Below are 10,846 nucleotides of genomic sequence, written 5' to 3'. Positions count from 1 at the left end.
ATTATGATGTCTTAGCTTGCTCCAGAAGTTTCCTTCTGGTTATTTTTAAGAAAAAACAGTTGCATGTTTTCTCTTGACATACTGGTTGTTTTGTTCAGTTTTCAAAGAGCAAATTAGTTTGCTGCTTTTTGCGACAGCAACTCTTTCATTATACCAGTTTGATCAACTTAAGTCAAGAACTTTTTTCACTTAACTTTTTCGCTGTTCAAATTGGCGACTTTATTAATATATCATGTTTGCTAGTTTTATGTCAACAAACAATTTATATTTTTTTGTTTTCTGTCGTTAAATCCAAACCGGATTTTTGCGACGGATTTAACTTTATCATGGTTATATTACAAAGTCAACGGTTATTTTACATTTTTTTAATAGCACCTTAATAAAAATATCAAAGGGGATGCAGTATTAACCGTTTGTATTCCTGCATCACCCATATAATCCTATGCATTCAAGCAGAAGGTGGTTCCACTAATCATGAATTATGTACTTACGATGGTAAACACCTGCTCCCTTTGTTTCCTCTCTTACCGTTAAAATAATGTCCTTCTCTACCAAGTAGGCAATTATAGCAGATAAATCCAACGAATACGGTGAGATCATTGGCAATGATTTCAGATCAGCATAAGACCAAGCATCTTCACTTGTTTCCATAATATCTAATAAATGCTTTACGGAAACCTTTGCTCTACTGCTAATGACATAATCCATTGCTATCAGCATTAGCTGAATCCGCTTCTTCATATCTTCATTGCTTTCAATAAACTCTTCATATAGCTTATATACTTCAAGATCGATTTGCTTAACCTGACTCCAAACAGTAACCTCTGGATAATACCCTTTTTCAATAACTGCAAGTCGTGCTAAATAGTGTAAGGAGTATAGTATTTTGCTATTCGTATCCTTATATTCCTCCGATTCAAACAATTCTTTCGCTTCATTATAACTTTTCACTAATTTACCGAATTCAATGGCTTTTCTTAAATCACGCTTATTATCAGGAAAATCTCGTAATTGACTTTTCAGCTGAAGGATGTACTCATTACGATCAAAAATCACCTTTCCATAAATAATCCATTCTACAGCAGTTCGATAACCGCTCGTATCAATCCACTTCATTAATAAATCTTCTTTTACCATATGTAGTGCACAGGTTTTATGATCAAATTCATAGTGCTTGACATACCAATCTTGTTGTGATTCCTTCACAATAATTAGTAATATAACGTCAAAGTTATCAGTAATTGGGCTATCTGGCTTTGTTTTCTCAAGAATTAATACGCCTAATGTATTAGAATCACTTGCATGTTTTTGATAAATGGGTCTCAGGAAATTTTCCATTGCGATTTCCTCCAGTTTTTAATTTCTTTCATATATGTTTAGTTGATTCGCTTACTTATACTATATTTCGTTGTCGATATTTGAAATCCTTTCTTACAATCAAATTTTCTATTAAAATATGCTATACTACCTAGTGTATGAATAAGGAGGTTCGACATGGCTCAGATAGTCTATTCGAGTAAGATAAATAAAATTCGATCATTTGCCTTAATCCTAGTGTTTGTTGGTATTTTATTAATGTATGGTGGCATTTTGACCAAGCGAATAGAATGGTTAATGGTAATCTTCTTTATTCTCGGTGTTATTATGGTTATTTTAAGCTGCGTTGTCTATCTTTGGATTGGAACACTATCATTAAAAGCAGTTCCAATCGTATGTCCAAACTGTGAAAAACCTACAAAAATGCTTGGACGAGTAGATGCTTGTATGCATTGTAAACAGCCATTAACCTTGGATAAAGATCTAGAAGGTAAGGAATTCGATGAGAAATATAACACACGTCGTTATCGTAAAGAAATAAGGGCGAAGCAAAAAGAAAAGAATCAATAGCACATATTTCACCTTCTAAATAGAATAAAGTGTTTTTACTATCGTACGTTAAATAAAAATTCGCCACGACTGGCGAATTTTTTAGTATAAATACCTATGACCTTATACCTATTTATGAAATTTTTATAGAAAAAGCTCCAAACACCTTAAATAGGTATTTGGAGCAGATAACATTTAATTAGTGCTTTTTGGTAGCTGTCTCTTGGCATTCCTCGCATTTACCATACACTTCCATGCGATGATGACTGACTTTAAATCCAGTAACCTGTTCAGCTAATGACTCTACCTCATCCAATGGTGGGTAGTGAAAGTCAACAATTTTTCCACATGACTCACAGATGATATGATAGTGATCCGATGTGTTGCAATCAAATCTACTGGATGCATCACCGTAGGTTAGCTCGCGTACAAGACCAATTTCTCGTAAAACCCGGAGATTATTATAAACAGTGGCAACGCTCATATTTGGAAACTTACCTTCAAGTGCTTTATAAATATCATCAGCTGTTGGATGAACCATAGCATTGAGAAGATACTCAAGAACCGCATGTCGTTGTGGTGTAATCCGGACGCCTGACGCTTTTAATGTATTTATTGCTTCCTGTAATCGATTTTCAGACACCCTCATCCACCTCGCTTTCAATAGTTTCTATAAATGATAATTAATTATTAATTTATAATCTTTATAATTAGTTTACGCCTTCTTCATGTATTCTGTCAATATTAGTATATTATATTCCATCGTTTATATAACCTAATTCTCATTTGATAATAATTCCACTATTAGACATCTACTTCTAGTGGTCTCTCTTCTCCACCTAGTAATTGATTAATATAACGCGCTGCAACAAACAAAAAATCAGAAATACGATTTAAATAAGCTACGACAAGTGGATTTACATCCTTAATTCCTACTGCCAACCTTTCTGCACGGCGAGCTACTGTTCTCGCTGTATGCAATGCCGCCGACGCTCGATGACCAGATGGAAGGATAAAATTCTTTAACGGCTGCAAATGCGCATCCCAATCATCTATTTGATCTTCTAATTCCTTAATATGCTTTTGCTTCAATTCCCATGTTACTTCCTTACCGACAGGTGTAGCTAGTTCTGAACCTACATGGAACAATATGGTTTGGACACGGTACATCCTATCCAGCAACTGTTCTTTCCCTTTAAACGTTTCTTCTTGTAAAAAGCTTAGGGCCAGTCCAATCATTGAATTTGTTTCATCACAGGTCCCATAAGCCTCCACTCGCATGTCGTTTTTGACAACCCGCTTTCCATATAGTAATGATGTTTCGCCTTTATCTCCAGAACGTGTATAAATTCGCATCATTAGTATCCCCTCCTGACATCCACTTTATTGATAAAATCATACTCCCCACTTATATACGTATCAAGGTTTTGTAGAAAAATTTCTAGAGATCTCGTTACATATTGCTCTGACAACCCAGAGATATGCGGTGTTATCGTAATATTTTCCTCTTCCCAGAATGAGTGGTCTATTGGTAACGGTTCCGCTTTAAACACATCGAGGATAGCATGTGCTATGTACTCCTTTTGGATAGCTTCTAATAAAACTTCTTCAGCTACAACATCACCACGACCTGTTTAGAAACACAGCTTGTTCTGGTAATTGTTGAAAATGCTTGATCGTAAATAGTCTCTTTGTTTCTTTCGTACTCGGTAAAACAGATACAACAATATCTGCATAGGGTAATAATCGATATAATTCATCCGTTAGATAAATCGCATCAAAGTTCTCGAGTGCTTGCCCACTACGTGAGATACCAATGGTCTGTAATTGAAACGCTTTTGCAAGGCGAGCTACCTCTTGACCAATCGCACCTGTACCAAGAATGAGCATTGTCTTTCCCGAAAGTTCTACCATATTAACTCGTTGATCCCATCGATGATTGCTTTCATTCTCATATAGTTGCTTTGCCTGACGGTAAACCTGTAATAGCATTGAAAAAACGTACTCTGCCATTGGCGTTTTATGAATTCCACTTACATTTGTAAGTAGAATGTTTTTTCTTTCTATTGAAAGTAGTGGTAATTCGTCGACTCCTGCTGATAATACCATCAGCCACTTTAACCGAATTGCCCGACCGATATGACGATCATTGATATCATTTCCATACGTAACCACTATTTCGGCATCTGCAATCTGTGTTTCTAATTCTTCCTTCCCCCCCAAAAACAAACGTCTGCTCGGGATATTTTTCTAATAGTCGATTCTGATGTTTTTCAGAAATGCTTGCCGTGAATAATATCATGATTGATTCTCTCCTATCTCCATTACTTAGTTCTATATTAATGGTTTTTCAGCCAATAGAACAGGAAGGTAGGATGAACGGTTAGACTACCTTTTTTATGGTTTTCCAAAGTATTTGTATGTCTGTCCGCCAAGTATGATATTTAATATAATTTAAATCCATTTCCAGTTGCTGTTTATACGTTAATTTTTTCTTATTCGCAAGCTGAACGACACCGGTTATACCTGGTCGAATTTTTAATCGTTGCTTTTGATATACATTATAAAATTCTGTTATTTCCTGAAGTTCTGATTGTGGTCCAACAAAGCTCATGTCACCAATGAATACATGAAACAACATTGGTAGCTTATCCAATTTATACTTTCTTAACCACAATCCGGTTGAGGTTATCGTTACGGTCGGATTAGGAATGAAGGTAAATTCATTTGGCACCCCTGACTGCCATGAAGGTGGAAATGGATATGGAGGAAAACCATGGATAACACGTGAAGGAGTCGTAGTTGTACGAAATGTATATAAAACAAATGGTTTATTATTTGCCCCAGATCGAAGCTCTTGATAGAAAACAGGCTTTCCTTCAGATTTTTTTATTTTCCTATAAATATAAAACATGACCGGCGCTAGTAAAAGTAGCAATATTGTACTACCAATAATATCGAATAAGCGTTTAATGATACGATATCCTCTACTCTGCACACTAGTTATTCTCCCAATTCTTGTCGATCTTCTTTGTATTTCCAACGTAACCACCTCAGATCTCTTTAATAGAGTTGATAGTACTATAATCTATTCAACCTGAATGTGAACTATGACAATATTTCAGAAAAGCCACGGTCGGTTTGCTAGTGATGCATTTATTAGATCCGTTCTCATCAATATACGGGATGGAAGATCATACTGAAGTCTTTTAGCATATGGTGTTAAAAAATGATGCAAGAGAAAAGCTTGTAGATGATGTACGTCTACAAGCTGTGTAGCCTTAAATAGCTACCTACTACCTCTTAATTTAGTTTAGTCGCTCACGAATATAGGTTAAAGCTTCTTCCACATGGCCTTTCACTTTAACTTTCCGGTATTCCTGTTGCAATGTTCCTTCCTTATCAATAATAAACGTTGACCGTTCAATGCCATAATACTCTTTGCCAAAATTCTTTTTCAGCTTCCATACTCCAAATTGTTCAGCCACTTGATGGTCTTCATCTGCTAAAAGTAAGAAAGGGAGATCATGTTTTTCCATAAATTTCTGATGCGATGTAGTTGGGTCAGGACTAATTCCAATAATTACAGCATCTAATTCTTTAAAGCTTTCATGAGCATCACGAAAATCACAAGCTTCCGTCGTACAGCCAGGTGTCATATCCTTTGGATAGAAATAGAGAACAACATGCTTGCCTTGGAAATCGGATAAGCTCACTTGATTCCCATCTTGGTCTGGTAATGTAAAATTAGCTACTTTTTCTCCTGCTTGTACTGTCATTTTATCCCTCCAAATAACTGTTTCTATCTTTACTATAGCATATTAGAGCATACGTTTCATTGATCTCTGCTTCGCTCCTGATTCTGGACAAGTCGCAGTACGAATGCAGTTGGAAGAATATAACCAACCAGCGCTTCGATTAAAGCAATGAACCGACCAATTCCAATTGGTGTTATATCCCCATAACCTATTGTTAGTATTGTTACTCCGCTAAAATATAAAGAATGTATCATCGATCCTAGCGCATTCACCTGTCTCAGTTCTCCATTTTCTACTAGAATAATGCCCTCCATCGATAACAAAAAATAAATAACTGCAAACCCAACAATCACGATGCAATATATAATAAGAAGTGCATAGAAAAGTTCTAAAGAAAATCCACTTTCACGCAGTCGCTTCTGAACCTTTCCTCCTCGAATAAAATCAATAAGGCTTCTTATTAATATTGTAATAACCCCTCCGATCACTAACCAAAGCACGATGACCATCCTATCCCCTCTACCTAGTGTTATTCTATATCTATGCAGTAGACGAAGTATGCTTGTCATTTATTTTATATTCTGGATAAGATAGGATAGAATGAATGCTATAGAAGTAAAACAATACGTGTATCATGTCCATCCTTACTTCTGGTTGGAACTAGATACTCACTTCCCTTTATTGAAGAAAAGGACGGTGGCAAGAGATGAAAAAAATATACCTCATTGAGGATGATCCTAAAATAGCCGGATTATTGAAGGATTACCTTGAAAAGTATGAATACAACGTGAGCATTGTAACAGAGTTCGAACATATTCTAGAAGAATTCATGGAAATTGAACCTCATTTAATTCTACTTGATATCAATCTACCCAGGTACGATGGATTTTATTGGTGCCGTAAAATTCGCAGTGTATCTAATTGTCCAATTATCTTTATTTCTGCGCGGGATTCTGGAATGGATCAAGTAATGGCAATTGAAAATGGTGGAGATGATTATATAACAAAGCCTTTTAATTTCGATGTTGTTCAAGCAAAAATAAAAGGTATTATGAGGCGAATTTATGGAGAATATGCTAGCAGTAAGCAAGCTGATTTACTAGAGGTTGCTGGTTTTAGTCTCTATTTAACAGCAATGGAAGCTATGTTCCAAGAACGAAAAGCGCTATTAACAAAAAATGAATTTATTTTATTAAAAGCGTTTATGGATAATATTAATCAAGTATTATCTCGAACTTACTTATTAGAAATGCTTTGGGATGATGAGCAGTTTGTTGATGATAATACTTTATCTGTTAATATTACACGTCTTCGTAAGAAACTAGAAGACATTGGAATAGAACAAAGCATACAAACAGTACGAGGCGCTGGTTATAAAATGATTAATACTTGGAGCGAGCAACAATGAAAGACTTTTTAAAAGATAGTATTCCATTTATCCTTTTTTTCTATCTACAGCTCTTTCTTGTAATAGCGATTATACAGCTTTTTTACGGTATTACTTCCGTGCCATTAAGTTGGGATATCATCTATTATTTACTTATTTTGCTTACATGTTGCCTTTTACTCTTTTTAGCTTATCGTTATTATCGACTACGCGATTATTATATGATCATTCACCGAGATGAGGGATATAGTAATTGGCTACCAGATCCACCAAATCGTTTACTGGAAAATCTTAAAAGACAGCATGATCTGCAGTCAAATCAATATGCCGAGGAAATTGAGCAGCTTAAATTGCAAAAACAAATGGAATTTCACTTTATTCAACAATGGGTACATCAAATGAAAACACCTGTATCTGTCATGCATTTAACCTTACAAAAAGAAAAATTACAGCTTCCTCATCATTTCTTACATAGTATGGAAGAGGAGTTAGAACGAATGCAGCAAGGCTTAGATTTAGCATTATATCAATCACGCTTGCAAAAATTCGATCGAGATTTCCATGTACAACAGGTTGCGATACGAAATGTTGTAAAAGAAGTGATTCAAGATTTCAAATCAAGCTTTATCCGTAATCAAGTATTTCCTGAACTGGCAATGGATGAGCATGAGAAGATTACGACAGATCCTAAATGGCTACGATTCGTTCTTAACCAAGCTGTTTCGAATGCCATTAAATACTCAAAGCCTGATTCAAAGTATATATACTTTTCCACTACGAAAAAGAAAAAGCTACTCTCCCTCGAGATAAAGGATACTGGTTATGGTATCCCGCGTGAAGATCTAACAAGGGTTTTTGACCCCTTCTTCACAGGGCGTAATGGAAGAAAATTTCGAGAATCTACTGGTATGGGGCTTTATCTTTCAAAAGAAATTTGCCAAGAACTCGGACATGATCTATTCATTTCGTCTGAGGAGGGTGCGGGAACAACTGTGACCATTCACTTTCATTTAAGCTAACCTTACAAGACTGTAAGGTTAATTTTTTCATTTGAAAGAAAGAACAATAGAGGAATGATGCAGTATTTTACTATACTATATAGAGCAGAGCAGCTACAGCACTAAAGCATCGCGAATAGGAGGTAAACCATGCAAGTACTTAAAGCAGATAACTTAACAAAAATATATGGAAGTAAACGCGGAAGATCCTACGAAGCCCTACATCATTTCCACTTAACTGTTAATAAAGGTGAATTTATTGGTATTATGGGACCATCAGGTAGTGGTAAAACAACGTTATTAAACCTCTTATCCACTATCGATGTGCCGAGTTCTGGAAAAATAATCATTAATGAAAAAAACTTAACTTCCTTCTCACAACAAAAACTTGCCAAATTCCGCAGAAAGGAAATGGGGTTTATCTTTCAAGACTATAATCTATTAGAGACGTTAACCATAGGAGAAAATATTCTTTTACCTTTGACGTTAAATAAAATGAAGGTAAAAGAAATGGAAAAACGATTAGTAACGGTATCGAAGCAGCTTGGAATTGATACGATCATTCATAAGCGAATTATGGAAGTATCTGGTGGCCAAATGCAGCGTGCAGCTATTGCCAGAGCGATCATTCATGATCCAACCATTATATTTGCAGATGAACCGACAGGAAATCTTGATTCAAAAGCTTCCCTACAAGTAATGGAATCACTTAGGCAGCTACAGCAAGAAAATCAAGCAACTACGGTAATGGTCACCCATGATCCTTTTGCCGCGAGTTTTTGTGGGCGGGTCATTTTTATTAAGGATGGAAGGTTATTTAATGAAATCCATCGTGGTGATAATCGTCAAAGCTTTTTTCAAGACATCTTAAATGTGCAGTCCTTACTAGGAGGCAATACGAATGACCTTCAGACAATTCGCTTTTAACAATGTGAAACGGAACACCCGTACATACCTTAGTTACTTCTTGAGTTGTATGTTTGCAGTGATTGTTTTTTTCATGTACGCTGTCGTTATTTTTCATCCAAAGATAGAAAAATATGACTTTAGAGATATTGTTAAAAGTGGAATAATCGTTTCAGAAGTATTTATATATCTATTTTCTTTCTTATTCGTTCTGTATTCTACTACCTCTTTTATTAAATCTCGAAAAAAAGAGTATGGGCTACTAACGACATTAGGAATTAGTAAATCACAATTAAACCGCTTGTTAATAACAGAAAACACCATTATTGGGCTTGCCTCTATCATTACTGGTATCATCATAGGAGCACTATTAACAAAGCTTTTTTTAATGATTTTTTCTGCTATTTTAGGGACGGGAGAAATTCTTCCCTTCTACTTGTCATGGAAAGCAATTGGTATAACCGTAGCACTATTCTTTATTATGTTTGAGCTAAATTCTATTGCGGTTGTCTGGTCCTTGCGTACAAAATCGATTATGGAAGTGTTTCGAGGTACTAAAACTCCGAAAGAAAAACCTCGATTTTCATGGATATTAAGCTTACTGGCACTCACGGCTATTGGGTATTCCTATTATCTGGCCTATACTTCCGATATGATTTCTATATTATATCGTATGTTCATTATACTGGCCCTGATCATTCCAGGTACTTATTTTTTGTTTACGCAGTTTATCATTGGCTTTACAACCGTTTTACGCCGGCGAAAAAAATATTTATATAAAGATTTAAATCTATTAATGATCTCTGATTTAACTTATAAACTTAAGGATCATGCACGCTTATTATTTATAGTAACTATTTTAAGCGCAGTAGCCTTTACTTCTTCAGGTGTGTTATTTGGATTATTTCAAAGTGTTGAAGAAGAATCAGAACGATTTGCACCACAGGATGTTACCTTAATTAGTGGTGGGGAGGAAAATCACGAAGCATTTGAAGCGAATGTTGCTGAAATAGAAAGCGCCTTCCAACAAAATTATGTTCCATTCGAAGCTTTGACAGTCTATCCAACCCGTTTGTATTCTATATCGACGATTGATAAATGGAACGATACTCCCTTTATAGTCTATAAGTATTCGGATTATAAGGCTATGCTTCAACTGAATGATAGGAAAGTGCCAAGCAAGCTTAAAGATAACGAGGGGCTTATTCTTATTCAGGATATTATAAGATCCTACACGATGGATTTTCCAGAGAAGCTTACGTTTAAGTCTGCTAATGAGCGAGCAGAACTGTCGGTATCAACTATAGATTCTGATTTAAATTCAACTGTCTATAGCTCCTTTCAGCTTATCGTTTCCGATCATACGTTTGAGCAATTTATTCAACATGCTACTGCTGATGAAAAATTCTTTTATTATGTAATGGACATACCAAATTGGGTTCATCATGTAGATACCATTATGGATATTCTTCCTTATACAACCACAGACGAAATTTATCCAGATTCTCAAGCTGAAATCTACAGTTCGATGAAGGATAGTATGTCCTATCTATTCTTTTTTGGTATATTTATTAGTGTCCTTTTCTTTTTAGCAGCTGGATCGATTCTATATTTTCGGATGTATCAAGATATTGATAACGATTTAAGTCACTATCATTCGCTTTATCGTATTGGACTTACCAATAAAGAAATGAAAAAAATAGCGACAAGACAGCTAGGATTTCTATTCTTCCTGCCTTTTATTATTGCTGTCATTCATGCAGGATTTGCCTTTAAAGCATTGCAGAATATGCTTGTATCATCGGTCATGGTACCAAGTATCTATATCTTCCTGCTTTATTTCGTCATTCACTTTTTCAACTTTATTTTCATCCGAAATATTTATACGTCCAAGCTAAAAAAGGTCATGTAATATCAAAGGAGGCAATACC

Annotated in this window: 11 protein-coding genes and 1 pseudogene; 5 read left to right on the top strand and 7 right to left on the bottom strand. The window is 35.4% G+C overall.

All coding sequences use genetic code 11. The features are described 5' to 3' along the window. Window positions 1-468 precede the first annotated feature (468 nt). Window positions 469-1,338, bottom strand: a complete 870-nt coding sequence (locus ABDZ84_RS17370; RefSeq protein WP_026680516.1) for a nucleotidyltransferase-like protein — start codon at window positions 1,336-1,338, stop codon at window positions 469-471. Between the two features lie 156 nt (window positions 1,339-1,494). Between ABDZ84_RS17370 and ABDZ84_RS17365 the strand changes: the two genes are divergently transcribed. After that, window positions 1,495-1,887 (top strand): YgzB family protein, encoded by a 393-nt coding sequence (locus ABDZ84_RS17365; protein ID WP_026680515.1) that lies wholly within the window; start codon window positions 1,495-1,497, stop codon window positions 1,885-1,887. 178 nt (window positions 1,888-2,065) lie between these two features. Here ABDZ84_RS17365 and perR read toward each other — a convergent pair whose 3' ends face one another. The 6 genes and pseudogenes from perR to ABDZ84_RS17335 all read right to left on the bottom strand — a co-directional run bounded on the left by perR (window position 2,066) and on the right by ABDZ84_RS17335 (window position 6,133). Further along, entirely contained in the window at window positions 2,066-2,515 is a 450-nt protein-coding gene (gene perR, locus ABDZ84_RS17360; RefSeq protein WP_034678747.1) for a peroxide-responsive transcriptional repressor PerR, read from the bottom strand. Between the two features lie 155 nt (window positions 2,516-2,670). After that, entirely contained in the window at window positions 2,671-3,222 is a 552-nt protein-coding gene (locus tag ABDZ84_RS17355) for a cob(I)yrinic acid a,c-diamide adenosyltransferase (RefSeq protein WP_026680513.1), read from the bottom strand. A gap of 2 nt (window positions 3,223-3,224) precedes the next feature. Next, window positions 3,225-4,041: pseudogene (locus ABDZ84_RS17350) on the bottom strand (D-2-hydroxyacid dehydrogenase). 208 nt (window positions 4,042-4,249) lie between these two features. Further along, window positions 4,250-4,909, bottom strand: a complete 660-nt coding sequence (locus ABDZ84_RS17345; RefSeq protein ID WP_034678746.1) for a sugar transferase — start codon at window positions 4,907-4,909, stop codon at window positions 4,250-4,252. 265 nt (window positions 4,910-5,174) lie between these two features. Then, window positions 5,175-5,645 carry a thioredoxin-dependent thiol peroxidase gene (gene bcp / locus ABDZ84_RS17340; RefSeq protein WP_026680511.1) on the bottom strand — a complete coding sequence of 157 codons (471 nt, stop codon included), beginning with the start codon at window positions 5,643-5,645 and terminating at the stop codon, window positions 5,175-5,177. 56 nt (window positions 5,646-5,701) lie between these two features. Then, a complete protein-coding gene (locus ABDZ84_RS17335; RefSeq protein WP_205389677.1) occupies window positions 5,702-6,133 on the bottom strand; it encodes a potassium channel family protein in 432 nt (143 codons plus the stop codon). A 197-nt stretch (window positions 6,134-6,330) separates the two neighbouring features. On the opposite strand from ABDZ84_RS17335, the gene ABDZ84_RS17330 reads away from it, so the two are divergent. The 4 genes from ABDZ84_RS17330 (at window position 6,331) to ABDZ84_RS17315 (ending at window position 10,827) form a co-directional block, all read left to right on the top strand. Further along, window positions 6,331-7,032, top strand: a complete 702-nt coding sequence (locus ABDZ84_RS17330) for a response regulator transcription factor (RefSeq protein ID WP_121604741.1) — start codon at window positions 6,331-6,333, stop codon at window positions 7,030-7,032. Next, a complete protein-coding gene (locus ABDZ84_RS17325; protein WP_226983627.1) occupies window positions 7,029-8,030 on the top strand; it encodes a sensor histidine kinase in 1,002 nt (333 codons plus the stop codon). Before ABDZ84_RS17330 ends, ABDZ84_RS17325 begins: the two co-directional genes overlap by 4 nt. Window positions 8,031-8,159: 129 nt before the next feature. Beyond that, complete coding sequence (locus ABDZ84_RS17320) at window positions 8,160-8,936, top strand: ABC transporter ATP-binding protein (protein ID WP_026680507.1); 777 nt, start codon at window positions 8,160-8,162, stop codon at window positions 8,934-8,936. After that, complete coding sequence (locus tag ABDZ84_RS17315) at window positions 8,911-10,827, top strand: ABC transporter permease (RefSeq protein WP_281949383.1); 1,917 nt, start codon at window positions 8,911-8,913, stop codon at window positions 10,825-10,827. Before ABDZ84_RS17320 ends, ABDZ84_RS17315 begins: the two co-directional genes overlap by 26 nt. The last annotated feature ends 19 nt before the right edge of the window (window positions 10,828-10,846 follow it).

The sequence above is a fragment of the Virgibacillus salarius genome, assembly GCF_039521925.1.
Classification (GTDB): domain Bacteria; phylum Bacillota; class Bacilli; order Bacillales; family Amphibacillaceae; genus Virgibacillus; species Virgibacillus salarius.
This window is presented reverse-complemented; position numbering and strand designations above follow the sequence as displayed.